Origin of the sequence: Rhizobium laguerreae (genome assembly GCF_019778565.1) — a bacterium.
Classification (GTDB): domain Bacteria; phylum Pseudomonadota; class Alphaproteobacteria; order Rhizobiales; family Rhizobiaceae; genus Rhizobium; species Rhizobium laguerreae.
This window is the reverse complement of record NZ_JAAXQT010000013.1, coordinates 41,620-68,161: the sequence shown is the minus strand read 5'-3', so window position 1 is coordinate 68,161 and position 26,542 is coordinate 41,620. Positions and strand designations below refer to the sequence as shown.

Sequence of the window (26,542 nt, the reverse complement as noted above, 5' to 3'; positions counted from 1 at the left end):
AAATGGTGTGCGAGGGGCGGGGAGCAGTCGATCCCGCCTCCCCTTTGGGGCCACTATGCTGAGGCTCCTGCGGCTGCTCTGTTTCCCGCCCGTCGCACGACGAGAATTCCCGAAATCCCGCCCGTCGGGCGTCGCTATGCTGATTTCTCCGATACTCTTCATTTTCCTGGATCAGCCTTGCTTGTTTGCACTGCGCGCCGGCTTGGATCATGCAGTTGGCGTATCGCCGATCATGTGAAACCTGTTCGTGCCGACGCATGCCTTCATGTCGCCGCGCCGGAACCAGATAGCTCGTCCGCATCTGAGCGGCGCGTTTCCTGCGGTGAACACGATCTGTTCGTCGGCACGCATGCGCAGGACTTCGTGGGGCTGGATGAGTGGTCTGGCAGCGAGCTGCTTCGAGCGCGTCCGCGATGATCCCCTTGCCTGGAAACTGCGGCTCACCTGGTCGATCTCGACCGTGGTCATGCCGCAACGTCGAGAAATGTAATCGGCGGTCTCGGGGTCGTTGATCGCGGCGAACGAAATCCAGCTGGCACTCTCGAACCATTTGCTTGCAGCATCGCGGCCGCCATAGGTTTCGCGCATCTGGCCGATCGACTGGTAAATCATCGTCAGCGTGATGCCGTATTTGCGTCCGGCGTCGCGCGCGGTCTCGATGATCCGCATGTAGCCGAGGCGGGCGACCTCATCGAGGAGAAACAGCGCGCGCCCCTTGATCTGTCCGTCGCGATTGTAGATCGCATTCAGAAACGAGCCGATGATGACCCGCGCAAGACCCGAGTGGGTCTCCAATGTCTTTAGGTCGATGTTGATGAAGACGTCCGTATTCCCAGCCGCGATGTCGCCGGTCGAGAATTTCCGTCCCGACACGAGGGCGGCATAGTTCGGATAGGAAAGCCAGTGCGTTTCCTTGACCGCATTGGCATAGACGCCGGAGAAGGTTTCCGGCGTCATGTTGACGAAGGCTGCGACGTTCTCCTTCACGAAATCCGAACCCGAATTGTCGTAGATGTCTTGCAGCCGCTTGCGCAATGTCGGCTCAGGTTCGGAGAGGTTCATGCGCACCTGCCGAAGCGTCTGCTCGTTCTCGTCCGTGTGACCCGACAGGCAGACATCGGCGATCAGCGCGGTGAGAAGCTGCAGCGCCGATGCACGAAAGAAGTCGTCACGGACACCACGCGCACTGCCGCTGTCGCTCATGATCCATGAGGCCACTGAGGCAATATCCTCTTCCTTGGTTCCGCCGAAACGGCCGATCCAGTCCAGGACGTTAAAGCCGATGTCCGGTTTCCTCGGATCGAGAACGAATACGTCCCTCCCCGCTCCGCCGCGATGCGCGGAGACCATCGGTGCGACCTCGTTCGATGGATCGAGCACGATCAGCGTGCCGCCCCATTTGAGCGCCGTTGGGATCGTCACCGACGTTGTCTTGAAACCGCCGGAACCGGCAAAGACGATCCCGTGCGACGAGCCGAACGAGCCATCGAAGCACAGCAACGGCGACTTGCCACCGGCGCCCCAGGTCTCGGCGCTGTCGGCGCGAAACGCTCGGGCGCCGACATTGTCTTTATCGACCCGATAGCGCTCGCCGATGACGATGCCACCAGCATCGGGAAACAACTTTGCCGCCTCTGTGAGCTTCATCCAATCTGCCTCGCCATGCAGCGCCCGCTTGCCCTGAATGCGCTTCGGCTCGGCCCTTGCGAATGCCGCATTGCCGATGAACGCGACGCGGAGTGCGAAGCAGGCACATAAGAGGGCCGCACTCGCTCCGATCGACGTTGCCGGATCGAGAAAGGCCAAGACCGTCTTGTCGGTGGGTACCGTCTTCATGAAAGCGGAAAGGCGTATTGTCTCGCGAAGTGCCGCGATCAGGACCGTCCCGCTGCATCCCGCAACGACGCCCCAACCTGCCTGCTTGATATTGATCGCGCCGGCGGTCGCGAACAGGAACAAGATTCCGATCGCCGCACTTGCGAGATAGGGAAGCGCGATCCCTGCCCGCCCCCATGCAAGTCGCGCGGCCTCGGTCTTACCGAAACCGGAAAGCCACTGCTCGATCCCGGTCATTCCGATAACGACCGGGATCATCAACGCCGCCGGCACGACGACGAGCGCAATCCTATTGATCGTCATTGCCGAACGCCTCCACGCCGAGTGCGGTGAGCCTGGATCGCTCGCCATCGTCACCCTTGATGCGGCGCGCTGCATCGATCAGCGCGCCCAGCACCAGCGCTCGCTTCTCGTAGCGCAGACCGGCCTTGACGATCAGACCACCGAGCTCGATCTTTTCGCGCGTGTCCTTCTTGCGGGCGTCGGATGTCAAAGTCCTCACCATCCGTTCAAGCCTCGCCAGTGCCGCCCGCAGCCGCGCCAGACGCGACCGCCGTGGTCGACGTTGCACCGCTGCTATCGCCTGCGCCCTTTTTCCCTCCGGTCGTACCCCCCTGCCCTCCGCGAAATCGCCTGCTCAGTTGGTCAAACGCTGCCTGAAGCTCCGCCTCGTCGATCTCGATGTCGCCGAGGCCTGCCTTGAGCGCGATCCGGCCAATGCGTTCCGCTTCCCGTGTCTCGGCGAGCTTGAGCTGCTCCTGCAGTTTGGCAATTTCGTCGCGGATCTTCGCGGATGGCTTCTTCATTCCGTTTGTCTCCCTGGGTGAGAAAGCTTGTCTTTCGAAGCCAGTTTCCGGAACTTAAGTAGCGAACGCACTACTGTGAATCCTACAATCGCCAAGGGCGATGCTTTGGTGGATGATCCCGGCCGTTCCGAAGGAGCGGCTTCCAAGGGCGCAATTATACGTCGCTGGCGCGACGTGTTGCTGAGAGTGCCTGGCGGGGCCGCCGCTCCCGACGAACCCTTTGATTTCGTTTGCAACCGGGAGAGAACTTCGCCGTGGCCGTCCCTCACTTCTCCGTCAGCGTCGTCGCCCGTGGCTCAGGCCGCAGCGCCGTCCTGTCGGCGGCCTACCGGCACTGCGCTAAGATGGAGTTTGAGCGGGAAGCCCGGACGATCGACTACACGCGAAAGCAGGGGCTCCTGCATGAGGAGTTCGTGATCCCTGCCGACGCGCCGGAATGGGTGCGCAGCATGATTGCCGATCGCTCGGTCGCCGGCGCATCCGAAGCCTTCTGGAACAAAGTGGAGGGCTTCGAGAAGCGATCCGACGCGCAGCTCGCCAAGGACGTCACCATAGGCCTTCCGCTCGAACTGACGGCCGAGCAGAACATCGCGCTCATGCGCGACTTTGTGGCGTGCCACATCACCGCGAAGGGCATGGTCGCCGACTGGGTCTATCACGACGCCCCAGGCAATCCGCATGTGCATCTGATGACGACATTGCGGCCGCTCACCGAGGACGGGTTCGGCTCAAAGAAGGTCGCGGTTCTCGCCCCGGACGGCAAGCCGATCCGCAATGATGCCGGCAAGATCGTCTATGAGCTATGGGCCGGCAGAACTGAGGATTTCAATGCGTTTCGCGACGGCTGGTTTGCCTGCCAGAACAAACATCTGGCGCTTGCCGGCCTCGAAATCCGCATTGATGGCCGTTCCTTCGAAAAGCAGGGTATCGACCTCGAGCCAACCATTCACCTCGGCGTCGGCGCCAAAGCCATCGAGCGCAAGGCCGAGCAATCCGACCACAAGTCGGAGACCTCGACTCCCAAACTCGAACGCGTCGGGCTTCAGGAGGAGCGCCGCAGGGAGAACGCCCGCCGCATCCAGCGCCGTCCGGAGATCGTGCTCGACCTGATCACGCGGGAGAAGAGCGTCTTCGACGAACGCGATGTTGCGAAGGTGTTGTATCGCTATATCGACGATGTCCTTCTGTTCCAAAGTCTGATGGTCCGCATTCTGCAAAGTCCGGAAGCACTCCGGCTCGAACGTGAGCGGATCAACTTTGCGACTGGTATTCGGACACCAGCCAAGTACACGACGCGGGGGATGATCCGGCTTGAAGCCGAGATGGCCAATCGCGCGATCTGGCTCTCCGGCAGCACCTCCCATGGCGTCCGTGAGACGGTGCTGCAAGCGACCTTTGCGCGCCATTCCCGTCTGTCGGACGAGCAGCGGGCGGCGATCGAGCATGTCGCTGGCGGCGAACGGATTGCCGCCGTCATCGGCCGCGCCGGCGCCGGCAAGACGACGATGATGAAGGCTGCGCGCGAGGCGTGGGAAACGGCCGGCTATAGTGTGGTCGGCGGAGCGTTGGCTGGCAAAGCCGCCGAAGGTTTGGAGAAGGAAGGCGGAATTCAGTCCCGTACGCTCTCATCGTGGGAACTTCGTTGGAACCAGGGCCGCAACCAGCTCGACGACAGGACGGTCTTCGTCCTCGACGAGGCCGGCATGGTCTCGTCACGGCAAATGGCGCTCTTCGTCGAAGCCGTCACCAAGGCGGGAGCGAAACTCGTTCTGATCGGCGATCCCGAACAGCTCCAGCCGATCGCAGCGGGAGCTGCCTTCCGGGCGATTGCGGCTCGCATCGGCTATGCCGAACTCGAGACGATCTATCGTCAGCGCCAGCAATGGATGCGGGACGCTTCACTCGATCTGGCGCGGGGCAACGGCGGCAAAGCGGTCGATGCCTATCGTGCCCATGGGCACGTGAGAGGATTGGACCTCAAGGCGCAGGCGGTCGAAAGCCTGATCGCCGATTGGGATCGCGATTACGATCCTTCGAAGACCAGCCTGATCCTCGCACATCTACGCCGCGACGTTCGGATGTTGAACGAGATGGCCCGCGCCAAGCTGGTCGAGCGCGGCGTCGTCGCAGACGGCTTTGCCTTCAAGGCCGAGGACGGAACCCGCATGTTCGCGATCGGCGACCAAATCGTGTTTCTAAAGAACGAGGGCAGCCTTGGCGTCAAGAACGGCATGCTCGCGAAGGTGCTTGAGGCTGCACCCGGACGGATTGTTGCTGAGATCGGCGAAGGGGACCATCGTCGCCATGTCACGGTCGAGCAGCGCTTCTACAACAACCTCGATCACGGCTATGCGACAACGATCCACAAGAGCCAGGGCGCGACCGTCGATCGGGTGAAGGTGCTTGCTTCCCTTTCATTGGACAAGCATCTCATCTATGTGGCCATGACGCGCCATCGCGAGGATCTCGCCGTCTATTACGGCCGACGCTCCTTCGCCAAATCCGGCGGCCTCGTCCCGATCCTGTCTCGCCAAAACGCCAAGGAGACGACCCTCGATTACGAGAAGGGGTCGTTCTACGGCCAGGCGCTGCGCTTCGCGGAAGCCCGCGGCCTTCATCTTGTCAACGTCGCCCGCACGATCGCACACGATCGCCTCCAATGGGCCGTTCGGCAAAAACAGAAACTCTCCGACCTTCGCGCCCGTCTAGTCGCAATCGGTGCGACGCTCGGATTGGTCCGCAGCAGCAACGAGCAATCCATCCCGGATACAATCAAGGAGGCCAAGCCCATGGTATCAGGCATCACCACCTTCCCGAAATCGTTCGATCAGGCGGTCGAAGACAAGCTCGCCGCCGATCCCGGGCTCAAGAAGCAATGGGAAGACGTCTCAACCCGCTTCCAGCTCGTCTATGCGCAGCCGGAAGCTGCCTTCAAGGCGATCGACGTCGACACCATGGTCAAGGACCAGTCGGTCGCGCAGTCCACCCTGGCAAGGATTGCCGGAGAGCCAGAGAGCTTTGGCGCGCTCAAGGGCAAGACCTGTCTTCTCGCCAGCCGTGCCGACAAGCAGGATCGGGAAAGAGCGAGCGCCAATGTGCCGGCGCTCGGCCGGAACCTGGAACGCTATCTTCGTGAGCGGACCGAGGCCGAATTGAAACATGAGACGGAGGAGCGCGCGGTCCGGCTCAAGGTTTCGGTCGACGTCCCGGCGCTCTCCCCATCTGCCAAGCAAACGCTCGAACGGGTGCGCGATGCGATCGATCGCAACGATTTGTCCGCAAGCCTCGAATACGTGCTCGCCGACAAAATGGTGAAAGCGGAACTGGAAGGTTTCGCCAAGGCGGTTTCCGAACGTTTCGGGGAACGGACGTTCCTGCCACTGGCGGCGAAAGACACTGACGGCAAGACCTTCGAGACCGTCACGGCAGGCATGACGGCCGGCCAGAAGGCCGAGGTCCGGAACGCCTGGGACGCCATGCGGGCGGTTCAGCAGCTGGCTGCTCATGAACGAACGACCGAAGCGCTGAAGCAGGCCGAGACGCTGCGGCAAACTAGGAGCCAAGGACTCTCGCTGAAATGACGGCGGGAGCTGGAACGCGCCAGGCGATGACCGCGCAACAACGACAAGCGACTGGGATCATTTTGGTTGCCGCATTGGTCGCCATGCTGGCGATCGGCACCGCCCTCGCCGGCGGTTACCGCGTCAATCTGACACCGAGCAAGCCACTCGGCCTGTGGCGCATTGTTCCGCTCGATCGTCCCGTTGCTGTCAATGACCTGGTGTTCATCTGCCCACCGGCAACCGCGGAAATGCGGGAGGCGCGAGCGCGCGGCTATCTCCGTTCCGGTTTCTGCCCGGGCGACGTCGCACCGTTGATCAAGACAGTGATCGCCGTTGTAGGACAGCGTGTCGAAATCGGCGTCGACGTGAGAGTGGATGGGCGGGTGGTTTCCTCATCCAGTCTCGCACTACGAGATGGAAAAGGCCGGCCGTTGACGCCGTTTCCGAGCGGCATCATACCGCCAGGATATGTCTTCCTGCATTCCGCCTTCCCCGGCTCCTATGACTCCCGATATTTTGGCCCGGTGCCGATCTCCGGCATTCTCGGGCTGGCGCAGGAGGTGTTCACCTATGTGCCGTGATTACCTTCAGCCGGCGCTGCTGATATTCGCTTCGATCGCGATCGGCGTGGTGGGCTGGAGCGGCCATGTGTTGCTCCTACCCGTCGCGCTCGGGTTTCCGGTTCTTTGGTCGATCTCGCAAACGAGATCGGTCGCGGCACTTGTCTCCAGCGGATACTTCCTGGCCGCGTCCCGGGGTCTGCCACAAGGCGTTGCCGCCTTTTATTCGTCGGATATCTGGCCAGGCCTCCTGCTCTGGCTGGGTGCGTCTATGAGTTTCGTTGCCGTGCATACGCTCTTCTGGACGATGAACGGACGCGCGCGTCCGTTTCGCTACCTCCTTGCGGCAGCCGTCATGGCCGTCCCGCCGTTCGGCATCACGGGCTGGGCGCATCCTGTCACCGCCGCGGGTGTTCTGTTTCCGGGATGGGGATGGTGGGGACTTGGCTTCATGACAGCCGGCCTTGCGGGTCTCGTAACCCGCATTTGGCCAGCTGTCGCCATCGCCTTCGCAGGCCCTTGGCTGTGGTCCGCCGCAATCTGGACCGACCCGAAACTACCGGAAGGCTGGCGCGGCGTCGATCTTGATATGGGGGCTTCGCTCGGTCGGGAGCCCGGGCTTCAACGCCAGCGTGACATGATCGCAACGGTGCGTGGCGCGGCCAGCGATGGGGCCCGTTTTGTGGTGCTGCCGGAAACTGCGCTCGGTTTCTGGACACCGACCGTGGCGCGGCTTTGGACGAACGCCTTCAGGGATGATGATGGGACGGTGATCGCCGGTGCGGCGATGGTCGATGCTGGGGGCTACGACAATGTTCTGGTCGCGGTCGACGGGAGGGGCGGCCACATCCTCTATCGCGAACGTATGCCGGTTCCCGGTTCGATGTGGCAGCCGTGGCGATCCTGGTTTGGGGAGAGTGGTGGTGCTCGGGCGGATTTCTTCGCGAACCCGGTCGTCTCCATCGGCGCCAGCCGCGCGGCACCGCTGATCTGCTACGAGCAACTGATTGTTTGGCCGGTGCTTCAGTCGATGCTGCACGATCCGGACCTCATTGTTGCTGTCGGAAACGGGTGGTGGACCGAAGGGACATCAATCGTTGCTATCCAGCGAACTGCCACTACAGCGTGGTCAAAGCTCTTCGCAAAACCGATTGTTATTGCCTTCAACACCTGAGTGCTCAGGAGACACCATGATCGACGCAGCCCTGATAAATGAATGCGCAGACCCTTCTCTCAAGCCGACGATCGTCGAGCAGTTCGTGATGGCGGCGGGCTCGGCTGATCCCTTCGCCGTCACCGTCAAATCAGGCGACCGATTGATCCTCGTTCCGAAAGCGGCATCGGCCGAGGAGGCGATTGCGATCGTGCGCCAATATGCTGGTCAAGCGGTCGTCCGCGTAGGGCTCACCCAGTTCCCCGCTGGCGTGGGAGTCAAGGAACCGGCGGATCTGAAGCCCGATCTCGTCGATCCTTGCCAGAACCTCCGGAAAGGCACTGCGATGTTCGCCAAGGTATTGAGGATCGTTGCAAAATGGTATGGCAACCCCACGAGCAAAGACGTCTTCCCGCAAATCTTCGAGGACGCGGTCTACGCATGGAAGACCGGCGAGTTCGGGGGTGTCGGCGTGTTTCAGGCGGAGGATCCTGGCATACCCATCGAAGCGCCGCAGCAAAGCGATAAGGAAGTGGATGGCGAGGAAGCGACGCCGAAAGACTTACAACCAGAGACGATGCAGGATGTTAGGCATGCGGACATACGGATCGATCTTTCCCGCATTGGTGGTCAACAACAGCGTTGAGTTCACCTCGCATTGGCGAGGCATGTTCCGGCCAAGCCAAAGTTTAGGCGACTCCAAAGCATGAAATTAATGCCCTTCCAGATGCCTCGTCCGCGGTTGCAATGGCGGCGAGCCAGTAAAACCCGCGTACTGACGGGTTCCAGCTATGAAGTTGCCCGACAAAAACCCGACAGGATCTGAATTCTGCTCGCTGAGCCATGAATTCGCGTGGTTGCGACCAAACCGCTCATTCGTCCAGCCTCGCAGCCGCAACCGCGTGCGGCATCAGGAATGTGGCAATCCCCGCGATGACGTCGATCAGATCGCCAGGATTGTGTGCAACGCCTTCAATGAAAGCACGCCATTGTCGCTGCTTTTGCTGGTCCTTGGCAAAGGCGTCCGTTAGGGCGTCCGGCAGGTCAATGGGGATCGGTGTCTCGCGGCGATCAAAGGTAGCGGCTATTGCGCGCGCCAGCCGATCATCGCTGAAGTCGAAAGACCTGCTGAGGATCCAGATGTCGTAGAAATCCTTCATGCGGCTGTTTACTCGCCCCAGCATCACCATTGCCTGGAACTTCTCGGCAATGACCGTTTCTCGCGCATAGGCCCGAAGCCGCGGCATCGGAAAATCGAGCATGGAAGGATAATCCAAAACCTCCACCCCAGGCTCAAGCGCATCGCCAAAACCGATGTCGATGGTCAGGTTGATCCGGGCTCCGCTGATCGAAGCGATCACCCGCAGCCTGAGCCCACCATAATCCAGTGCCTCGCGAATACGATCCACATGCAGCGTATCAGCGTCGAACGTAACGCCATCGTCGGCCTCTTGCGCCAGAATTTCCCGAAATGTCTCAAGCATCGGGTCCGGACTCGGATCACCGAGACCCAAAAGATCCAGGTCGCGCGTGCCTCGGTGCGGATTGTCGAACCAACTCATCATCAACATCGCCCCTTTTAGAACGAAGCGATCGGCGTGGGGCGACTGGCTAAGCCGGAACAATAACCGTTCAAGGGCGAAACGCGTCAGGACGAGATCGAAGCTTTGCCCGCTTGCCTTGGCGAGTTGCAACAGGCGGGCGCGCACCGAGGCGCCGACGTTTCTGATTTCTTTAGCCATTGGCGGTCAGCGCCTCGAGATACGGCCGGATCACAGAGCCAACGCCACCGCGTTCGGCCTGGTTGGCGATTTCGCCAGGAGTAGCCCTTCGTTGCCGCAGCGCCTCCTGCAGCCCTTCTATCGCTACCGAAAGGCCGATCTTGTTGCGATATCGAAAGCAATCGGCAATTGTCTTGGCGATTCCAAAGACCCTCACAGGAACGCCTTCAATGATATGGGTTTCGACGCTGTCGTTGAGAAGGCTGTCTGTGAAGCGCACGATGCGCACAGCGGGGGCTTCCAGCTTCGGCGGCCAGTCCTTACGGCCTATGGCAAGCCAGATTTGTCCGGGGAGCTGATCTGTCAGGCTGTGAAATGCCAATGCCGAAACGAGGCAGATAACGGCTTTGGGCGCGCGTTTGGCAACCTCCGCCAGGCTGTGGCTGGCGTCGAGCTGCGCATCAGGAAGTTGATAGAGACCGCGGGCAAGCCGCAGCACTTCACCATCTCGTTCCATTCGGCTCATGGTGGCAGCCGTGACTCCTGCGTTCCGCAGTTCGACGAAACGTGCTATTCCGCGCTCGGTTAGCACGGTCCGAGCGATTTGGCGTTGCGTGACTGAACTGGGCATCGATATAAAAGCTCGGAGAATAGGATCTATTATCCTAGGATTTGTATCACAATCCCTGGGGCCCAGAAAGCCCTCGCATTATGAATTCTTCACCACGCTAATTGCCTCGATGGACAAAGTTGACAATTCTAGTGGTCGCCTGGAGTAAAGATGTAGCTTGCGGCGAGGTCCACCATGCGCGCAGTGAGAGCCGGATAACCCTCGACGATCTCGTCTGCGGCAGCGCCTTGCAATTTCATCGCAGCGATTGTTCGGACTCGAGAGGAGCACAAATCTCAATTCCCTTTGGCTTGCTTCGACGATTTCTCGTTGTCGCGGGCCGGATTGAAGCTGCTGAGATCCCAGATTATGCGCCTGTTTGCGTACTCACTTGGGTCTCACCAATCGGTCGCACTAATTCGACGTGGCTGACATCTAAGGCTTGAGCCAGTTCATAAATCGTAATCACAGTTGGGTTGCGACGACCTCGCTCCAGGCTACTAAGATATTGCTGGCTGAAACCAGAACGCGCCTCGACCTCTTCCTGTGTCAGGCCTTTCTCCCGACGCAGGCGGGCAAAATTCGAGCCGACCAGTTTGCGCATGTCCATGCGCCGAAAGATCGCCGTTTACACACTCGGAGTTTATCAACTAAAGTATGTAAAGCTCCTTCCCGTAAATCCCGCCAATGCGGGTGGGTAATGGGTTTAGTTGTCGATATAAGCATCAGCACATTGTCTGCAACTCAGAGATTTCGGATGTAACGGTGTCCCATTTGATGTAGGCGAACCTTCGGGGCCGCTTGGTGAGAGAATGAAAGTTTGGGAGAAGCGGGTGAACAAAGCGAGCTCATCCGATGCAAATGGTCGAGAAAAGAAAAGAGAATCGCGCTTCAGCTCGATGCAACAGTCGAAGCTTGAGGCGTTGGCTGTCTCGGCAATTCTCGAACACCGCCTCCTGATCGCCGCCGACGAAGCTGTCTATGAGGAATGGGCTCGCGCGACCGCAGACCCATCAATTTCCGCCGCCGTGCTCAAGAGCCTGCAGGAGGAGTATGTCGCGCGCCAAAAGAAATCTGAAGTCCAGCAAGAAGAACTTTCGGAAATCATCGATGCGTTAGGCTACGTCCCCGAGGTTCCACTCGATAAACATGAATGACGGTCAAACCAACCCGTGATCTTTAGCAATTGCGACGAGCTGTGGGACGGTCGCAGCCTCAAGTTTTTCGCGCGCTTTATCAAGGTAGTGCTGCACTGTCCTCGGGTTGATCCCCGTTAGCATTGCGGTTTCGGGAGCGCTCTTACCCTTTGCCGCCCACATGAGGCACATTGCTTCTCTTGGTGAAAGCAACCGTCTCGGAGCGACAATGGTCGTCGCAGCGATAATCTTCAGGCAGTAATGGATCGCCAGCACCGCTCGGATCGCTTGTTGCGCATCCCGCAGTTTTGAAACGTCAGCCGTCGGCGCCGAAGATGCAAACGTCAGCATCATCGTCGACCCGAAACTTCCTTCGACGGGGATCGTCACCCCACTCCGAATTCCGTACTCGATCGCCTGGTCCCGAAAACGCCTGAGTTCGGAGGTTCCACGAGCGGGCCAATCGTCGGCCGTCCAGGAAAACATTTCCATGCGACGCTTGGCTTCAGTAACGACCGGGTCGATGCGGGAGTAATGGCCTTCGAGATAAACACTCTGCCATTCCTCCGGATAGGAGTTGAATGTGCGGATTTCCAACCCCTCAGTCTGCAGATAAGCAAAACGGTCGAAGCCGCATGCGTGCGCAAATGTTTTCAAAGCACTTTTGATCATACGTTCATCATGCGCGGCTTCTGTCATATCGATGAGAGAGCGAAGGTCACCGTCCACTAACTTTTCTCCTTTTTTCGACGGTGCAAGCCTCCCACTCGTCGCGCCGTTCTGACGCCGCGAGGTACCGGTTGCCACCGTTCGGCTAGCCGGAACCACATGGGACATTGGACGATACGGCAGTTGCTTCTACGCGAAGCAGATCCACGTTCGTTGCATCGCTTAGGTCTATTGACCTCTGCCGGGTATTCAACTCTTTCTGATCTAAAGACGATGATTTTTATAGAGATTTTTAGTCACACCTGCGCCCCGCGCGGTACTTGCGACGTTCAGCGACAAGCGAAAATCTGGGCGTCCGTTAGCTGTTTAACGGCCGCTATAGACAGAATGAAAAATAACATCCTGATCGACTAACACATTGAACTTGTAGCCCGGCCGGATGCGAATCGTCGGCTGAACGTTCAGGTTCTTCGAGATCGTCTCTTCTGCTACGCGGCCAAATGACGCGGCAAAATTCCGTCTTGCTGCATCCGAAGCCGTGTCCTGCGTCGCGAGCGTCGAACTCTCGGGCATCGACATATCGGTACCCGCCCCGATGATTGCCACCAGGGCTGCAGAACCGAATGTTCTCCAGAGATGTCGGTCGACCTTGTCCTGGAAGCCGCCATAACCTTCAGCGTCAGTGCCCGCCATACCACCGATCTGCAGGGTAGACCCGTTCGGAAAAATGAGGTCCGTCCAGACGACGAGTACCCGTTCCTGGCCGAAAGACACCTTGGAATCGTAGCGACCGACGAGCTTTGCGCCTTGCGGGATGAGAAGGCGATAACCGGTTGCGCTGTCATAGACATTTTGGCTGATCTGAGCGGTAATGCGCCCCGGCAGGTCGGAATTGAGGCCGGTGATCAATGTCGCCGGGATGACTGAACCGCGCTTCAATTCGTTGGGTGACATCTGCGGCACGACCTGGTTTGGCAGGTAGCCGAGATCCTTGATGTCCTGATTAAAGAAGTCCTCCTTCGACGTCTGCCCGTTCTGATCGACGTTCTGCTCCATCAAGCCTGATTTCATGGCCGCGCCATAAAGGTCTGAGGCGCTGCTCGTCACGGCATTTGTCGGCTGGCGGACGGTGTCATTGGTGGAGATTGCAGCCTTCTCTACATCGGAGATGTCTACCTTTAGCGGCGAATCGAGCGCCGCGGAACGGGCCTGGAGACGCGCCATCCGTTGCCGCTGGGCTTCGCGCATATATTGTTCATCCTGCTCTCGCTTCAGGCGTGCCTTCCACTCCTCTTCGGATTCGAGCCTTTGTCGGCGATCTTGTCGATCTGTTGGTTGGCGCTCGAAGACCGGTTCCTGCTTTTCCTTTTTCTCCGCGACGACTGGCGTCGGTTGAAACACCTCCTGCTCTGGGTCACCGATAATGCCGTCGGTGACACCCCGCTTAAGCTGATCGCCGAAACTGGTCGCAGGGCTGTTGGAAGCACCCTCGATGTCGCCATGATTGAAGGAAAGCCCGCGCAGTGACAGACCAATCACGACCACGCCGACGAACAGCACGATGACGATGATGGCGACGATGATCGGCAGGCGGTTGAGCCGGCGCATGCCATTCTGATCGTCGGCCTGGGCTGACGCGCCAAGTTGGAGCGACTGGACCATATTGCTCTCCGTCAGTTACGCTGCATGATCGAAAGCGGACTAGCCGGCGTGGCGCCTGCCGCCGTTGGCGTATAAGCACGTCCGAGAGCGATCGAAGGCGTCGAAACCCGCGCGAGCAGCTGCCCGTCGATTCCCTCAATTGCATAGGCAAGCTCGACCGGCTTGATGTCTTTGGCGACTTTGCCGTCCCTGACGACCGTATAACCCCGCCCCTTCAGGGCCGCCTCGAGGGCGGATGCGAACTCCGATGCGTCCGTCTCCATTTTGATCGTGGTCGTAGCACCGGCCGGGCCGATCTGTTCGGCCAGACGACTTGCCATGTCGCCGGCGATGGCGCTTGCAGCCGGTCCGGTGACGGCCACAGGTGTGGAACTGGTGGTCAGTGCGTCGTCCGCCGTTTGGCAACCGGAGAGCAGCGCGCCCACGACGAAATATGTGAGAAGCTTGCGCATGGTTCAGCCTCCCCGCCGGATGGTGATCTTCTGCTGCCGCCAACCGACACCGGAAACGAGGATCGCCTTGTCGATCGCATAGTCGACGGTCATCATGTCGTTCTTCATGCGATAGTTGACGATGCGATTTTGACCGCCGGAGACGACGAAAAGCACAGGCGCATCCTGGCCGGAGATCGACTTCGGGAACTGGATGTAGGTCTTCACCCCGTCCGAATAGACCCGCTTCGGTTTCCACGAAGCACCGCCGCTGATTGAATAGGAGAAGTTCAGCTTGTCCGGCGCGGTGCCCGGAATGCCGCCCGTTTCGAGACGGGTGTTGATGTCGGCGAGCTTGGTGGACACGTCTTCCGGATATTCGAAACCAACGCGCGCCATGTATTGGCTCGGATGGGACTTGAGTTGGATGTGATACGTGCGCCGCGATGTCGTCACGACCATTGAGGTGAGAAGGCCTGGCTCCGACGGTTTGACGATGAGATGGATCGCCTGTCCGCCTGTGGCCCCCGAAGTGGCCGGCTCTACCTTCCAGCGCACGGTGTCGCCGACCATAACATCGCGAACGATCTCGCCACCCTGAAGTTCGATGTCGCAGACCTGCAGCGGCGAGCAGACGACGGAAGGTTGCGTTTCGCCGAACAGGAAGATCACCTTTCCGTCCGGTCCCGTCGTCACCAATCCCGGCGTGCCGCGCCACTTTTTGGAAAGATTTGTTCCTTTCACCTCGTTGCTCGTCATGCTTTGCGCCTGCGCGCCCGCCGCAAGCAAGAGTCCGGCCATGCAGCCGGCGGCCGCGATCAATCCCGTTTTTTTCATTGAAAGAGTCCCTACCCTTAAAGCTGTGCCGTCCAGTCGAAATCCCGGACGTAGAGGCCGATCGGATTGAGGCGGATCGTCGCCTCATCCTGTGGCGCGGTGAGCGTCACCGTTGCGATCCCGCGGAACCGCCGCGTGCCGGTTTCCTTGCCCTTGCGGTCCCGCTCGTATTCCGTCCAGTCGATCTGATAGGTCTGGTTCGAGAGCGCCACGATGTTGTTGACCTCGATGGCAACGGTCGAGGACTTTGCCTTCTCGAACGGAGAATTGCCTCGGAACCAGGCGTTGACCTTCTCCGTCGACGGATCGGAGGTGCGAAGAAGAGCGTAGGTGCGGTCGATATATTGTTTCTGCACCACTGCATCCGGCGTGATCGAGCGAAAGCTTGTGACGAAGTTGCCGAGTGTGGCGCGCACCACGCGGACATCGGCATACTCGATCTGCTCGGGGAAGCCTGCGGTGACCGCAGTTCCGAGCTTGTCGACCTCGACGATGTAAGGCACGAGCCTCACTTGCGTGCTGAGATACATCGCGTAGCTGAAGCCGATGACGGCCATTACCAGACCGAGGACACCAACAATCCGCCATGCGGCGGCTGCCTTCACATAGGAACCATAGCGTTCGCTCCATTCCTGGCGGGCGGCAAGGTATGGGTTTTCCGGGGCGCGGTTCGCTGCCATTTATTCTTCCCTTGTCTCGATTACGGTTTGTCGTTGCGTTCGGGAGGAGGCTTCGGTCCGCTATGACCGCCGCGCTGTTCATCGAGCTTCGCATTGGCCAGTCCGAGAATGGACCCGGCATAAGCGCCCGGAGAGCCGATTGCCTTTTCCTTCGCGGCTGATCCGGCTGCTTGCGCGCCGGAACTGAAGCTCGCGCCCATGCCGCGAAGAGCGGCACCTGCAACGGATGAACCAGCAGCTCGTGCGGCTTGCGCGGCCGCAAAGCCTGCGCCGGCGGCGCTGGCGGCGAGGAAGCCAGCGCCTGCGGCGAAAGACGCCGCCTGCCCGCCGTGGCGGATCGCTTCCATTCCTCCGGACACCGATGCGCCCTGGACAACGCCCTGGATGATGTTCGGGACATACATGGCGATGATGAAGACTACGACGGAAATACCGGCGATCGCCAAGGTCGTAACGAACTGGTCCGATGAGGCAGTCGGAGCTTGCGCAAGGCCAAGCAGGACGTTCGATCCGATCTTGGCGATCATCACCAAGGCCATGAGCTTCATGCCGACGCCGAAGGCATAGACGAGGTAGCGAACAGCAAAGTCTTTCGTGAAGGACGAACCACCCAGCCCGAGCATGATCATGCCGGCGAGCAGGCCGACATACATCTCGACCATGACCGACACGAAGATCGCTGCGACAAGCGAGAAGCAGATAACGACGATGCCCATCGCCAGCACCGCCGCGATCGCAAGCGCATTGTCTTCGAACACCCCGAACTGTGCTTGCTCCGACATTTGCGACGCGACGCGGATTCCGGCGTCGAACACCTCAGCGGGTGAAGCTGAACCACCGCCGGCGCCAATCTGGAAAAGGCTGTCGACCACCGCTCGCGCAAAGGTCGGACCTTGGGTCAGAACGAATGCGAAGAACCCGATGAACATGATCCGCCGCACCAGTTCGGCAAACCAGCTGTCCAATGAGGCTGACTGGATCGCCAACCAGACGGCCGCAATGCCGATCTCGATCGTTGCGAGAATCCAGAATAGGGATTTCGCCGCCTCCATGATGGTGGTCTCCCACCCCCTCGCAGCAGACGAGACCTGGTTTTCCAGTTCCGTGAGGACTTGCCCCTCCTGTGCGAACGCGGGAACGGCATAGGCGAGGAAAAAGAGACCTGTCATCAGGAACGAGCGTGCGACAGCAACCTTCACCATCTCGGGCGCATCTCCTGACCTTCCTTGATCGGCGGCAGCTCTTTGTCGGAGCCGAAGAATTTTTCCCGGACGGCGTGCTGCTCCTCGGTGAACGCAGGTGTTCCTGTGTTTCGGGAATTGACGATCAGCACTGTCGCTAGAGACGATGCAGCGGCGACGAGTACGAGCAAGGCAATGACGACGGCGCGGTTCACCAGCGGGGCTCCATTTTCTGGCCTTCCGGAACGCTCTTGACCTCGGCGTTGAAGAACTTTTCCCGCCGCGCCTGCGCCAGATCCTTGTCGGTCTGTTCCGTCTGCAGCCAGGTTCCCATCATTGTCATCTGTTGGGAGACGAGACCGCGAAGCTTCTGCATTTGCGCGACTTGCTGAGCGGCGATTTCGTGCCCGACCTGCAAAGCCTTCATCTGCCCGTCAGCCGTCTCGGACATCGACCGCAGCGAGGACATCGTGTCTTCCTCGCTCTCGAACTGGTCGGCCGTGAGGCTCGCCGCCTTCAGCGAGCTGGCGATCGTGTCACGGTTGGTGTTCGACCAGGACTGATAGGTCGAGGAGAACGTTGCGTTGCTCGGTAAATTGGTCTTGAGATCGGCATAACTCTGAAAGCGCTGCTGAAGAACGTCGTCCGCATTCCCCATCGAAAAGGCGATGCCCTGTCCCTGGTCGACGACACTGCGCAGCTGGTTGAGATCGCTTTCGACCTGCCCCCAGACATGGTCAGGAAGTTGCGCTGTGTTTTGCAGCATGTTCTCGTAGATCTTCAGCTGGTTCTGGATCTGCTCTGCAAGCTGGCTGATCTGGGTCAGCTGATTGTCGACCTGGATGCCGGAGCTTTTCATGAGGTCCACGAGCTGCGTATTGTTGGCGAGCTGTGTCCATTCCGTCGCGGCGCCGGTGGCTGTACCGGCTTGAACTGCGCCTGCGGCTCCGATCGTGAGAGCGGCGGCTGTTAAGCAGACGAGCCATCTACTTGAGTAGCGATGCGGCATCGTGAACTCCTCTCGTTTCAAGCCAGTGGATCGGCCAGTGGCGGCCATGTTCGGATTTCAGTGCGCGGATGCGTTTGAGGTCCTCTTTGCCCGACGCGCCGACGAAGCTCAGCGCAACTGGCCCAAGTGACATGTCGAAGAGCCGCCGGCCGTCGGGGGTAGCGACGTAGTATTCGCGCTTGGGGATCGAGCTCGAGACGATCTCGATCTGACGCTCGTTGAACCCTATTCGCTCATAGAATTCCCGAGTGCCGAACTCACGGGCGGCGCCATTCGGAAGGCATATCTTTGTCGGGCAGGATTCCTTCAGCACGTCGATAATCCCGGATCGTTCGGCATCCGAGATCGATTGGGTCGCAAGAACGACGGCGCAATTTGCCTTGCGCAGCACCTTAAGCCACTCGCGTATCTTGTCGCGGAACACAGGGTGGCCGAGCATCAGCCACGCCTCATCGAGGACGATCAGACTTGGCGACCCATCCAAACGCTTCTCGATCCGGCGGAAGAGGTAGGTCAGCACTGGCACGAGATTGCGCTCGCCCATATTCATTAGTTGCTCGATCTCGAAGGTCTGGAAGGCGCCGAGCGTGAGGCCATCCTCTTCCGCATCGAGGAGCTGGCCCATCGGGCCGTCGACGGTGTAGTGATGCAGTGCGTCCTTGATCTCGCGCAGCTGCACGCCGCTGACGAAATCCGAGAGTGAGCGACCAGAGGCGCTCGCCATCAGGCCGATCTGCCCAGAGATGGCGTTGCGATGATCGGGTGTGATGGTGACACCCTGCAGACCGACCAGCATCTCGATCCACTCCGCCGCCCAAGCCCGGTCGGCAACACTTTTGAGTTCGGAGAGTGGGCAGAAGGCCAATGCCCTCCCCTCTTCCACACTGTCGCCGCCGATCTCATAGTGATCGCCGCCGGCTGCGAGCGTCAGGGGCAGAAGTGAACTGCCTTTGTCAAAGGCAAAGATCTGCGCATGTTCGTACCGGCGAAACTGCGCGGCGATCAGTGCCAGAAGCGTCGACTTGCCTGAGCCGGTTGGGCCGAAGATCAGCGTGTGGCCGACATCATCGACGTGCAGGTTCAGACGGAACGCTGTCGATCCGCTCGCAACCTGCATCAAGGGCGGGGAATTCGGTGCGTAAAAGGGGCATGGCGCGACCGGGTTTCCCGACCAGACCGAGTTCAGCGGAATCAAGTCGGCGAGATTGCTGGTGTTGATCAGCGGCTCGCGGATGTTGCAATACCAGTTGCCCGGTAAGCTGCCGAGATAGGCGTCGGTGGCGTTGAGCGTTTCGATCCGCGCCCCAAAACCTTCCGCCTGGATCAGCCGGCGGACCGCTTCGGCTTTCTCCTGCAGTGCCTCGCGATCGCTGTCGAACAACACGACGACCGGTGTGTAATAGCCATAGGCAACCAGCTGCGACGAGGCCTGCGCGATGGCATCCTCGGTCTCGGCCACCATAGTCATCGCGTCTTGGTCGACGGATCGACTTTGTGTCTGGAATATCTGGTCGAAGAACGGCCGGACCTTCTGCTGCCATTTCTTGCGTGTGCGTTCGAGCTTCTGTCGAGCTTCCTCGGCATCGAGAAAGATGAAACGTGACGACCACCGATAGGTCAGAGGCATCAGGTCAAGGCTGTTGAGAATGCCCGGCCAGCTTTCGGCCGGTAGGCCGTCGATCGCGACGACGCCGAGGAAACGGTTTTCGACCTTTGGCGTCAGTCCGTGCTCAAGCTCCGCGGTGGCGATCCAGTCGAGATACATGGGAACGTCGGGAAGCCGGATTGGATGGCTTTCCCCGGTGGTGCAGAACCGCGCGAACTGCAGCAGCTCGTCGTATCGGGCAATTCGCTCCCCTCCCCTTTCGACCGTTTCGCGGGTTTCCATTCGCCGGATCGAAAGAGTGTTGGAAAAATACTGCTCAAGCTCTCGCACTGCGTTCTTGAACACGAAGAGCACCGTGTCCGCGTAGGATTTTTTCCGGCTTTCCTCATCCGAATAGATGTATTTGCTGAGAGCGGTCTTCTTGGACTCGAGCGGCCGGTAGGTCAGGATCAGCGCATGCTTGCTCTCGAAATGCCCCTGCTCGCGCGCGAAATGTGCGCGGCGCTCGGCATCAATCGCGCGGGTCACCGGGTCCGGGAAATGGCAACGGTCTTCTGTGGGATAGTGGACCGTCGGAATGCGGATAGCCTCGACCTGGATCATCCAGCCACTTCCAAGCCGCGACAGAACGGCATTGATCTGCCTCGACAGCTCGTTGCGCTCGAGGTCAATCGCACTTTCCGAGTCCGGGCCAGCGAAGTACCAGCCAGCCATCAGGCTTCCGTCCTTCAAGAGGAGGACACCATTGTCGACGAGGCCGGCATAGGGAACGAGATCGGCAAACGATGGGCCGGTCACCCGGAAGCGTTTGAGAGCTACCATGGCCGCCTCCTCAATACCGCCGCCATGGCGAAGTGGTTGCCTTGTAGTAGGGCTTGTAGGATATGTGCCTGATATAGATCTGCCGCATGTGCGGATCGGCCTTCGCCATCATCCTGAGCAGCCCAACGATCACGACCCAGACAGCGACGCCGAAAAGCGCCGAATAGGCCGTAAGCACGACGAAGATCAGGATCACTGCTGCAAGACCGGTGATCAGCACCAGCTCCCGGTCGGCGCCCATGAGTAGGTTCGGGCGGGAGAGCGCGCGATGGATGCGGTTACGCCGCAGGCCGGACAGGGACTCAGCCATGATCGCCCTCCCCTCCTTCGTTCGAACCAATTGAGATGACCTGCTCGTCGGATAGCCCGATCGAAGCGCCGGTCGCACCGAACAGGCCGACGATGTTGGTGGCGCCGAGCAGGATGCCGGCGACGAGAACGACGTACACCAGTCGCCGCGCGAAATCGTTGAGCTCGCCGCCGAAGATGAGCATGCCGCCGGCAATGGCCACGGCTGCAAGCGCGATCGCACCCGCGACCGGGCCGGTTATCGACTCCTGGATCTGCTGCAGTGGCCCTTCCCACGGGAGGCTGCCGCCGGAACTGGCGAGCGCCGGCGCGACCGAGGCAAGTATGATGGGCGTCGCCACGAGCGCGGCGGCGATGAGGGTATGCTTACGCGACATGGCGCGCCTCCTGTTCTTCGGTGAGCTGGTCGGATTCGATCTCGTACCGTCCGTTGATGAACTGCTCGACTTGGATGATGTCGCGAACAAGCCGCCCACGCGGCGTCCGCTCAATCGAAATGACCAGGTCAACGGCCTCTCCGATCACCTCGTGCATCGGCTGCTGGCTTGCCTCGGCCGTGAGCTGTTCGAGGCGGCGTAGCGCCGACATGGCAGTGTTCGAGTGAATGGTTGCTACGCCGCCCGGGTGACCGGTGTTCCAGGCCTTGAGCAAGGTCAGGGCCGCGCCGTCGCGAACTTCGCCAACGACGATCCTGTCAGGGCGCAGCCGCATCGTGCTCTTGAGGAGCCGCGCCATGTCGATCGTATCGCTGGTATGGAGGAGTACGGCGTTCTCGGCTGCGCATTGGATTTCCGCGGTATCCTCAAGGATGACGAGGCGATCCTGTGGCGCGGACTTCACGATCTCGTGGATTACGGCGTTCGCAAGCGTCGTCTTACCCGAGCTCGTCCCCCCGGAAATGATGATGTTCAGCCTCGTGGAAATGGCACTGCGGATCGTTGTGGCTTGGTATTCTGTCATCACGCCGGCGCGAATGTAGTCTTCAAGTGGAATGAGGCGCGATGCCCGGCGACGAATCGTGAAGGCGGGCTTGGTGACAACGGGAGGCAACAGTCCCTCGAAGCGGTGGCCACCGATTGGCAGCTCGCCGGAGATGATTGGCTGTTCCGTGTCGACCTCTGACTGAAGCGCGTGCGCCACTGTACCGATCACCATCTCCGCTGCAGCGGATGACATCTCGCCTGCGGGCGCAACGCCGTGACCTAGCCGTTCGATGAATAATTTGCCGTCCGGATTGAGCATGATTTCGACGACGTTCGCGTCGTCCAGGGCAACACAAAGCTGATCGCCGAGCGCCTCCTGAAGTTTGCGGACGAGCCGAGGGTGAGAGCGAAGCTGGTTCACGGATTTCTCCTTAGGCTGCCTGGCCGAGAGGGGGTGAATTCAGAGCGGTAGGTTGAGGGGAGGAGCCTTAGGAACGTGGCCGCAGTGACAGGCAGCGTCCCGGCTACGGCCATCGTCACGCCGATCTTCTTGGGTTCGGCCAAACGCTGAAGCTGCCATCCCACGCGAGCGAGGATGCGCTCAAATCGAAGATCGGTCACAGTAACAATCTCAGTATACGCATTCGCCATGCACCATTCGATGATGCCAGCGAACATGGTCAGCGTCGCTTCATGGACCGAGCCGTCCCCCCTCCCCTCAGCGAGAGTCGTGTCGACACAGAAGCGAGAACTCTCGATCATCGCGGCATGCCCATTGAGTTGACCGCCGGGGAGCAGAGACGGGAAAACGTCGGCCACCATTGTTGGACCAAGCGAAGGGAGAAGCCTCGCGCACCCCGCCAATTCGCCGGTCTCTGCGACGGCGAGCACATAGGTCGGCCGAAGCGCGTCGAAACGATCGGACTCGCGGCCGGCCGTTACGTCCACTTCCCAACCCAGGCGATCGGAAAAAACCCGAGCACGAAGCTGATAGTGGATGTGTAGGAGATGCGCCTCTTGGATCGTCCGGGGTGTTGAGAGCGCGAGGACCTGCATGATTTTCTCCGTCATTGTTGGACGGCTGGAAATCAGCATATATCGGGACCGAGGGGCAGTTGTAGAATCCTACAAACTTGCAGGGGGTTGTCGAATGCAGCCATTAGCAAGTGTCGACCGTGGAGAATGCCGGTAAATCATGTCCTGATCCACCGACCGGATCATCGCTTGATCATCGATGTTCAACCTCGAAAGAGGGCTTAAACATATGTCGATTTCCAAGCTTACGCTTAAATCCAAGGGTGAGCCGGTACGCCGGGTTGAGGTGTTCACTGGCAATGGCCGTCGCCGCGAATGGAGCGACGATCAGAAGGACGGTGTGCTCTGTGGAGCGGCATGGGGTGACTCCGCAGCAACTGTTCACATGGCGACGGCTCGCCCGAAAGCAGCCGAGGTACTTTCTGTGCCCGAGGAAGATCCTATGTTTGCGCCAGCGGTCGTCGTGTCGCCCGGGAAGCCAGAGCCGAAGAAGGCGCGGCGGGCACGTTCGCCAAGGAAAGCTTCTCCGGAAGCGGCTATCGAATTGCAAATTGATGGAGCCACGCTGCGCATCGCCTCCGGCACCGATGCCACAACGATTGTCGCCGTTATCCAGGCGTTGAAGGCTCAATCTTGATCGGTAAGTCCGATGCGGTAAAGCTGGTGAAGGCCCAGATGGGTGCCGACCCATTCTCTGGCACGATCTACGTGTTCCGGGCCAAACGAAGGGACCGGATCAAGCTGATCTTCTGGTGTGCCTGGTCGCCAAGCGGCATGAGGATGTCGCGTTCCATTGCCCGGATGCACGACGGTTGTATCTGACATCCGCGCAGTTCTTGGCGGTGTTCGATGGACTGGACTGGAAACGCGTTCCGATCCCACGCGACAAATTCGGCAAGGCCAATTGAGGCTCACGAAAGGCCTGCGCCGACGGATGGGCGCTTCGTAGCTTGCGAAATGATTTTTGTAATTGACCCGCCCGCGAGAGGCACTTATAATCGTCACGTGATGTAAAATCCGTCAATGGACTAAAAAACCGTCACGGGGCTAAAAAGCCGTCACGCTTTAAAGCGAGAGTCACCTTGTAAGGTAGCGGAGGATCAAATGGAAACCACTTCGGAGCGCATTCAGCGCCATGCCAAAGAACTCTGGGAACGCAGTGCAGGCGCGGGGCGCCGTCCCCCGATCTATGTCTCGCAGACTTCGCGCTCGACGACTAAGGGTGAGGCGAACCCCAATCCAGAGAGCGGAGCAAATGCCCCCATACGCAGCGTATACGCTCAATGTTGTACGAACCGGCTAAGCTCTTGAAGGGGAATGGAGCCGCCATCGTGCGAATAGTGGGTCATGCTCTCCCTGTGCACCGAAGCGACCGGGACGGTTGTAGGATTCACAGTAAAACAGATCATGAACATACCGGGATGCCAGCCTTGCTAACTTACAGATAAAGAACGTAAAAGTTGTTGGGCTTGGCGTTTCCCGGGGGTTTCGCGTTAACCTTTCGTTAACCTAAAAGCCCTTGCTCAAAAATTCGAATCGGCGCTTATTGCCGGTGGCGGAACTTTACCGGTTTCGCGAAAAATACCGCCAGTGGCAACAAATGGGTTATTGATATGGCGAAGGCCGCCGCAAAAGAAGCACCTGTAGTTGAAGGATTGACAGCCTTGATGGAGCGTCATGCCGACGCCCTCTCGAGCCAACTTCAAGCACATCATCTTAAGGTCTTCCCACCGCATTCCGAGAAGAGCATTCGAACATTCGGGCCGTCTGAGGCGTCTAAGCTGCTCGGCGTTGGCGAGTCCTATTTGCGCCAGACCGCGTCAGAGATGCCAGAGTTGAATCTTAGCATGAGCCCGGGTGGCAGGCGAATGTTCTCAATTGAAGATATCCATGCGATTCGGAAGCATATGGACCAGGTCGGCCGCGGGAACCGGCGTTACCTGCCGCATCGTCGAGATGGCGAACAGCTTCAGGTTATCTCTGTTATGAATTTCAAAGGTGGATCTGGCAAGACCACCACCGCCGCGCATCTGGCACAGTATCTCGCTATGCGCGGATATCGCATCCTGGCCATAGATCTGGATCCCCAGGCGAGTCTTTCCGCGCTCTTCGGTAGCCAGCCGGAAACCGACGTTGGTCCGAACCAGACGCTTTACGGCGCCATCAGATACGATGAAGAGCAGGTTGCTATCGAGCAGGTTGTCCGAGCAACGTATATCCCTGATCTCCACCTGATCCCGGGCAATCTTGAGCTGATGGAATTCGAGCACGACACGCCGCGTGCGCTGATGAAGCGCAAGGAAGGCGACACGCTCTTTTACGGTCGTATCAGTCAGGTGATCGAAGACATCGCAGACAACTACGACGTCGTGGTGATCGACTGCCCTCCCCAGCTTGGTTACCTCACGCTTTCGGCTCTGACTGCCGCAACATCGATCCTAGTCACTGTCCATCCTCAGATGCTGGACGTGATGTCGATGAACCAGTTTCTGGCAATGACATCAAACCTTCTGCGCGAAATCGAGAACGCTGGCGCAGAGTTCAAGTTTAATTGGATGCGCTACTTGATAACTCGTTTCGAACCGAGCGATGGACCGCAAAATCAGATGGTCGGTTATCTGCGGTCTATTTTCGGCGAAAATGTCCTTAATTTCCCGATGCTTAAAACCACCGCGGTTTCGGATGCTGGTCTGACAAACCAGACCCTATTTGAAATCGAGCGTGGCCAGTTCACGCGTTCGACCTATGACCGAGCGTTGGAGGCGATGAATGCCGTCAACGACGAAATCGAAACACTGATCAAAAAAGCATGGGGTAGACCCACATGAGCCGGAAGCACATTCTTGACGTCTCAACAGACGCGCCCGAAACGTCGTCCGCAGACTACAGGGCCGCAAAGAATCGATCCATGCCGCTTCTCGGGGTGGCAAGGAAGGAGCGCGATCCCGCAACGAAGCTCACAGCGAACATTGGAAACGCGCTGCGAGAGCAAAACGATCGTCTCAGCCGTGCCGAAGAGATCGAGCGGCGTCTTGCTGAAGGGCAGGTAGTGATTGAGTTGGATGCCTCGTCAATTGAGCCGTCGTTTGTGCAGGATCGTATGCCGGGGGACATCGACGGGCTCCTTGCTTCGATCCGCGACCAAGGACAGCAAGTCCCCATCCTTGTACGACCTCATCCGGACCAGCCCGCCCGATATCAAGTTGCTTTCGGCCACCGTCGGCTGCGCGCCGTTTCAGAGTTGGGCATCCCGGTCAAGGCGGTTGTTCGCGAACTGACAGACGAGCAATTGGTCGTAGCGCAGGGTCAGGAAAACAATGAGCGAGAAGATCTTACCTTCATCGAAAAGGCGCGCTTCGCACATCACCTAAACAGGCAGTTTTCAAGAGAAATCGTCATCGCCGCGATGTCTATCGACAAGAGTAATTTGTCGAAGATGCTTCTGCTCGTCGACGCCCTCCCCTCTGAACTAATCGATGCTATTGGTGCTGCTCCTGGCATTGGACGGCCGAGTTGGCAGCAGCTAGCGGAACTGATCGAGAGAGCGCCTGCACCGGCCGATGTGTCGAAATATGCGATGTCGGAGGAAGTTCAAGCGCTGCCATCGGCAGAACGGTTCAAGGTGGTGATCGCTAGTCTGAAGCCCAGTCGCGTTGCGCGCGGACTTCCTGAGGTCATGGCCACCCCGGACGGCACCAGAATTGCTCAGGTGACGCAGAGCAAGGCCAAACTGGAAATCACGATTGACAGGAAGGCGACGCCTGATTTTGCGACCTTCGTACTTGAGCGTTTGCCAGCGTTGTATCAAGCGTACCATGTTGAGAATCAACGGAAACACGGAGAGTAAACCGCAAAAGAAAAGAGCCCCCTCAACGTCGCCGTCGCGGAAGCCCTTCTGTCTCTCTAGCAAGAACAGAATCGCATTTCCTCGAATCCTCGTCAAGAGTTTTTAGCGCCGTGTTGGTGAGCTGAGTTCCTTTGCCTGCTGAAAGG

General features: G+C 59.3%; 28 protein-coding genes. 9 read left to right on the top strand and 19 right to left on the bottom strand.

The genetic code is table 11. From position 1 onward, the window contains the following. Nucleotides 1-207 precede the first annotated feature (207 nt). Genes traG through traC form a run of 3 tightly spaced genes read right to left on the bottom strand, consistent with a single transcriptional unit; the run spans nucleotide 208 to nucleotide 2,642 of the window. A complete protein-coding gene (traG, locus tag HFO71_RS31375; protein WP_221978060.1) occupies nucleotides 208-2,139 on the bottom strand; it encodes a Ti-type conjugative transfer system protein TraG in 1,932 nt (643 codons plus the stop codon). Further along, on the bottom strand, nucleotides 2,126-2,341 hold the full coding sequence (traD, locus tag HFO71_RS31370; RefSeq protein ID WP_183856171.1) for a type IV conjugative transfer system coupling protein TraD: 216 nt from the start codon (nucleotides 2,339-2,341) through the stop codon (nucleotides 2,126-2,128). The genes traG and traD overlap by 14 nt, the downstream gene beginning before the upstream one ends. A gap of 4 nt (nucleotides 2,342-2,345) precedes the next feature. Beyond that, nucleotides 2,346-2,642, bottom strand: a complete 297-nt coding sequence (traC, locus tag HFO71_RS31365) for a conjugal transfer protein TraC (RefSeq protein ID WP_183856169.1) — start codon at nucleotides 2,640-2,642, stop codon at nucleotides 2,346-2,348. Nucleotides 2,643-2,896: 254 nt separating this feature from the next. On the opposite strand from traC, the gene traA reads away from it, so the two are divergent. Genes traA through HFO71_RS31345 form a run of 4 tightly spaced genes read left to right on the top strand, consistent with a single transcriptional unit; the run spans nucleotide 2,897 to nucleotide 8,564 of the window. Then, complete coding sequence (gene traA, locus HFO71_RS31360; RefSeq protein ID WP_221978059.1) at nucleotides 2,897-6,223, top strand: Ti-type conjugative transfer relaxase TraA; 3,327 nt, start codon at nucleotides 2,897-2,899, stop codon at nucleotides 6,221-6,223. After that, the gene (gene traF / locus HFO71_RS31355) at nucleotides 6,220-6,786 is read left to right on the top strand and encodes a conjugative transfer signal peptidase TraF (RefSeq protein WP_168257339.1); all 567 of its coding nucleotides are present in this window, start codon (nucleotides 6,220-6,222) and stop codon (nucleotides 6,784-6,786) included. The genes traA and traF overlap by 4 nt, the downstream gene beginning before the upstream one ends. Next, nucleotides 6,776-7,939, top strand: coding sequence for a conjugal transfer protein TraB (locus tag HFO71_RS31350; RefSeq protein ID WP_168257338.1), 1,164 nt, complete (start codon nucleotides 6,776-6,778; stop codon nucleotides 7,937-7,939). Before traF ends, HFO71_RS31350 begins: the two co-directional genes overlap by 11 nt. A 16-nt stretch (nucleotides 7,940-7,955) precedes the next feature. Continuing rightward, on the top strand, nucleotides 7,956-8,564 hold the full coding sequence (locus HFO71_RS31345) for a TraH family protein (RefSeq protein WP_221978058.1): 609 nt from the start codon (nucleotides 7,956-7,958) through the stop codon (nucleotides 8,562-8,564). A gap of 226 nt (nucleotides 8,565-8,790) precedes the next feature. Here HFO71_RS31345 and HFO71_RS31340 read toward each other — a convergent pair whose 3' ends face one another. From HFO71_RS31340 to HFO71_RS31330, 3 genes are all read right to left on the bottom strand, one after another. Then, on the bottom strand, nucleotides 8,791-9,660 hold the full coding sequence (locus tag HFO71_RS31340; RefSeq protein WP_221978057.1) for a nucleotidyl transferase AbiEii/AbiGii toxin family protein: 870 nt from the start codon (nucleotides 9,658-9,660) through the stop codon (nucleotides 8,791-8,793). Beyond that, the gene (locus HFO71_RS31335; protein ID WP_127431473.1) at nucleotides 9,653-10,270 is read right to left on the bottom strand and encodes a type IV toxin-antitoxin system AbiEi family antitoxin domain-containing protein; all 618 of its coding nucleotides are present in this window, start codon (nucleotides 10,268-10,270) and stop codon (nucleotides 9,653-9,655) included. Before HFO71_RS31335 ends, HFO71_RS31340 begins: the two co-directional genes overlap by 8 nt. A 346-nt stretch (nucleotides 10,271-10,616) precedes the next feature. Continuing rightward, complete coding sequence (locus HFO71_RS31330) at nucleotides 10,617-10,859, bottom strand: helix-turn-helix domain-containing protein (protein ID WP_087002841.1); 243 nt, start codon at nucleotides 10,857-10,859, stop codon at nucleotides 10,617-10,619. Between the two features lie 223 nt (nucleotides 10,860-11,082). Between HFO71_RS31330 and HFO71_RS31325 the strand changes: the two genes are divergently transcribed. After that, on the top strand, nucleotides 11,083-11,406 hold the full coding sequence (locus tag HFO71_RS31325; RefSeq protein ID WP_246763174.1) for a transcriptional repressor TraM: 324 nt from the start codon (nucleotides 11,083-11,085) through the stop codon (nucleotides 11,404-11,406). A 3-nt stretch (nucleotides 11,407-11,409) separates the two neighbouring features. Here the strand turns inward: HFO71_RS31325 and HFO71_RS31320 are convergent, their stop codons facing one another. The 13 genes from HFO71_RS31320 to traI form a co-directional block, all read right to left on the bottom strand. Then, nucleotides 11,410-12,114 (bottom strand): autoinducer binding domain-containing protein, encoded by a 705-nt coding sequence (locus HFO71_RS31320; protein ID WP_221978056.1) that lies wholly within the window; start codon nucleotides 12,112-12,114, stop codon nucleotides 11,410-11,412. Nucleotides 12,115-12,420: 306 nt separating this feature from the next. Then, nucleotides 12,421-13,716: an IncP-type conjugal transfer protein TrbI gene (trbI, locus tag HFO71_RS31315; protein WP_221978055.1), complete on the bottom strand. Its 1,296-nt coding sequence runs from the start codon at nucleotides 13,714-13,716 to the stop codon at nucleotides 12,421-12,423. Between the two features lie 11 nt (nucleotides 13,717-13,727). Beyond that, nucleotides 13,728-14,168, bottom strand: a complete 441-nt coding sequence (trbH, locus tag HFO71_RS31310) for a conjugal transfer protein TrbH (protein ID WP_221140562.1) — start codon at nucleotides 14,166-14,168, stop codon at nucleotides 13,728-13,730. A 3-nt stretch (nucleotides 14,169-14,171) separates the two neighbouring features. Next, nucleotides 14,172-14,984, bottom strand: a complete 813-nt coding sequence (gene trbG, locus HFO71_RS31305) for a P-type conjugative transfer protein TrbG (RefSeq protein ID WP_087002831.1) — start codon at nucleotides 14,982-14,984, stop codon at nucleotides 14,172-14,174. Nucleotides 14,985-15,001: 17 nt separating this feature from the next. Beyond that, entirely contained in the window at nucleotides 15,002-15,664 is a 663-nt protein-coding gene (locus tag HFO71_RS31300; protein WP_034523051.1) for a conjugal transfer protein TrbF, read from the bottom strand. A gap of 20 nt (nucleotides 15,665-15,684) precedes the next feature. Beyond that, nucleotides 15,685-16,866: a P-type conjugative transfer protein TrbL gene (gene trbL / locus HFO71_RS31295; protein ID WP_221978054.1), complete on the bottom strand. Its 1,182-nt coding sequence runs from the start codon at nucleotides 16,864-16,866 to the stop codon at nucleotides 15,685-15,687. Then, complete coding sequence (gene trbK / locus HFO71_RS31290; RefSeq protein ID WP_221978053.1) at nucleotides 16,860-17,060, bottom strand: entry exclusion protein TrbK; 201 nt, start codon at nucleotides 17,058-17,060, stop codon at nucleotides 16,860-16,862. Before trbK ends, trbL begins: the two co-directional genes overlap by 7 nt. Continuing rightward, nucleotides 17,057-17,854 (bottom strand): P-type conjugative transfer protein TrbJ, encoded by a 798-nt coding sequence (gene trbJ, locus HFO71_RS31285; protein ID WP_221988874.1) that lies wholly within the window; start codon nucleotides 17,852-17,854, stop codon nucleotides 17,057-17,059. The genes trbK and trbJ overlap by 4 nt, the downstream gene beginning before the upstream one ends. Then, a complete protein-coding gene (locus HFO71_RS31280) occupies nucleotides 17,832-20,282 on the bottom strand; it encodes a conjugal transfer protein TrbE (protein ID WP_221978051.1) in 2,451 nt (816 codons plus the stop codon). Before HFO71_RS31280 ends, trbJ begins: the two co-directional genes overlap by 23 nt. A 10-nt stretch (nucleotides 20,283-20,292) precedes the next feature. After that, nucleotides 20,293-20,592, bottom strand: coding sequence for a conjugal transfer protein TrbD (locus HFO71_RS31275; protein ID WP_130679567.1), 300 nt, complete (start codon nucleotides 20,590-20,592; stop codon nucleotides 20,293-20,295). After that, on the bottom strand, nucleotides 20,585-20,968 hold the full coding sequence (locus tag HFO71_RS31270) for a TrbC/VirB2 family protein (protein ID WP_221978050.1): 384 nt from the start codon (nucleotides 20,966-20,968) through the stop codon (nucleotides 20,585-20,587). Before HFO71_RS31270 ends, HFO71_RS31275 begins: the two co-directional genes overlap by 8 nt. After that, complete coding sequence (gene trbB / locus HFO71_RS31265) at nucleotides 20,958-21,935, bottom strand: P-type conjugative transfer ATPase TrbB (RefSeq protein ID WP_221978049.1); 978 nt, start codon at nucleotides 21,933-21,935, stop codon at nucleotides 20,958-20,960. The genes HFO71_RS31270 and trbB overlap by 11 nt, the downstream gene beginning before the upstream one ends. Continuing rightward, nucleotides 21,932-22,570, bottom strand: coding sequence for an acyl-homoserine-lactone synthase (traI, locus tag HFO71_RS31260; RefSeq protein WP_221978048.1), 639 nt, complete (start codon nucleotides 22,568-22,570; stop codon nucleotides 21,932-21,934). The genes trbB and traI overlap by 4 nt, the downstream gene beginning before the upstream one ends. Nucleotides 22,571-22,748: 178 nt before the next feature. Here traI and HFO71_RS31255 point away from each other — a divergent pair, with 178 nt between their 5' ends. The 4 genes from HFO71_RS31255 (at nucleotide 22,749) to repB (ending at nucleotide 26,396) form a co-directional block, all read left to right on the top strand. Beyond that, the gene (locus HFO71_RS31255) at nucleotides 22,749-23,186 is read left to right on the top strand and encodes an IS66 family insertion sequence element accessory protein TnpB (RefSeq protein ID WP_168337878.1); all 438 of its coding nucleotides are present in this window, start codon (nucleotides 22,749-22,751) and stop codon (nucleotides 23,184-23,186) included. After that, nucleotides 23,183-23,371 (top strand): IS66 family insertion sequence element accessory protein TnpB, encoded by a 189-nt coding sequence (gene tnpB, locus HFO71_RS31250; RefSeq protein ID WP_221978047.1) that lies wholly within the window; start codon nucleotides 23,183-23,185, stop codon nucleotides 23,369-23,371. The genes HFO71_RS31255 and tnpB overlap by 4 nt, the downstream gene beginning before the upstream one ends. 791 nt (nucleotides 23,372-24,162) lie before the next feature. Beyond that, nucleotides 24,163-25,377 (top strand): plasmid partitioning protein RepA, encoded by a 1,215-nt coding sequence (gene repA, locus HFO71_RS31245; protein ID WP_221978046.1) that lies wholly within the window; start codon nucleotides 24,163-24,165, stop codon nucleotides 25,375-25,377. After that, entirely contained in the window at nucleotides 25,374-26,396 is a 1,023-nt protein-coding gene (gene repB, locus HFO71_RS31240; protein WP_221978045.1) for a plasmid partitioning protein RepB, read from the top strand. The genes repA and repB overlap by 4 nt, the downstream gene beginning before the upstream one ends. Nucleotides 26,397-26,542 lie beyond the last annotated feature (146 nt).

What these genes read in the sequence shown, in the direction of transcription:
- traG (WP_221978060.1), bottom strand. Translation starts at nt 2,139, where the DNA reads ATGACGATCAATAGGATTGCGCTCGTCGTCGTGCCGGCGGCGTTGATG.
- traD (WP_183856171.1), bottom strand. Translation starts at nt 2,341, where the DNA reads ATGGTGAGGACTTTGACATCCGACGCCCGCAAGAAGGACACGCGCGAA.
- traC (WP_183856169.1), bottom strand. Translation starts at nt 2,642, where the DNA reads ATGAAGAAGCCATCCGCGAAGATCCGCGACGAAATTGCCAAACTGCAG.
- traF (WP_168257339.1), top strand. Translation starts at nt 6,220, where the DNA reads ATGACGGCGGGAGCTGGAACGCGCCAGGCGATGACCGCGCAACAACGA.
- HFO71_RS31350 (WP_168257338.1), top strand. Translation starts at nt 6,776, where the DNA reads ATGTGCCGTGATTACCTTCAGCCGGCGCTGCTGATATTCGCTTCGATC.
- HFO71_RS31345 (WP_221978058.1), top strand. Translation starts at nt 7,956, where the DNA reads ATGATCGACGCAGCCCTGATAAATGAATGCGCAGACCCTTCTCTCAAG.
- HFO71_RS31340 (WP_221978057.1), bottom strand. Translation starts at nt 9,660, where the DNA reads ATGGCTAAAGAAATCAGAAACGTCGGCGCCTCGGTGCGCGCCCGCCTG.
- HFO71_RS31335 (WP_127431473.1), bottom strand. Translation starts at nt 10,270, where the DNA reads ATGCCCAGTTCAGTCACGCAACGCCAAATCGCTCGGACCGTGCTAACC.
- HFO71_RS31330 (WP_087002841.1), bottom strand. Translation starts at nt 10,859, where the DNA reads ATGGACATGCGCAAACTGGTCGGCTCGAATTTTGCCCGCCTGCGTCGG.
- trbI (WP_221978055.1), bottom strand. Translation starts at nt 13,716, where the DNA reads ATGGTCCAGTCGCTCCAACTTGGCGCGTCAGCCCAGGCCGACGATCAG.
- trbH (WP_221140562.1), bottom strand. Translation starts at nt 14,168, where the DNA reads ATGCGCAAGCTTCTCACATATTTCGTCGTGGGCGCGCTGCTCTCCGGT.
- trbG (WP_087002831.1), bottom strand. Translation starts at nt 14,984, where the DNA reads ATGAAAAAAACGGGATTGATCGCGGCCGCCGGCTGCATGGCCGGACTC.
- HFO71_RS31300 (WP_034523051.1), bottom strand. Translation starts at nt 15,664, where the DNA reads ATGGCAGCGAACCGCGCCCCGGAAAACCCATACCTTGCCGCCCGCCAG.
- trbL (WP_221978054.1), bottom strand. Translation starts at nt 16,866, where the DNA reads ATGGTGAAGGTTGCTGTCGCACGCTCGTTCCTGATGACAGGTCTCTTT.
- trbJ (WP_221988874.1), bottom strand. Translation starts at nt 17,854, where the DNA reads ATGCCGCATCGCTACTCAAGTAGATGGCTCGTCTGCTTAACAGCCGCC.
- HFO71_RS31280 (WP_221978051.1), bottom strand. Translation starts at nt 20,282, where the DNA reads ATGGTAGCTCTCAAACGCTTCCGGGTGACCGGCCCATCGTTTGCCGAT.
- HFO71_RS31275 (WP_130679567.1), bottom strand. Translation starts at nt 20,592, where the DNA reads ATGGCTGAGTCCCTGTCCGGCCTGCGGCGTAACCGCATCCATCGCGCG.
- HFO71_RS31270 (WP_221978050.1), bottom strand. Translation starts at nt 20,968, where the DNA reads ATGTCGCGTAAGCATACCCTCATCGCCGCCGCGCTCGTGGCGACGCCC.
- traI (WP_221978048.1), bottom strand. Translation starts at nt 22,570, where the DNA reads ATGCAGGTCCTCGCGCTCTCAACACCCCGGACGATCCAAGAGGCGCAT.
- HFO71_RS31255 (WP_168337878.1), top strand. Translation starts at nt 22,749, where the DNA reads ATGTTCAACCTCGAAAGAGGGCTTAAACATATGTCGATTTCCAAGCTT.
- repA (WP_221978046.1), top strand. Translation starts at nt 24,163, where the DNA reads ATGGCGAAGGCCGCCGCAAAAGAAGCACCTGTAGTTGAAGGATTGACA.
- repB (WP_221978045.1), top strand. Translation starts at nt 25,374, where the DNA reads ATGAGCCGGAAGCACATTCTTGACGTCTCAACAGACGCGCCCGAAACG.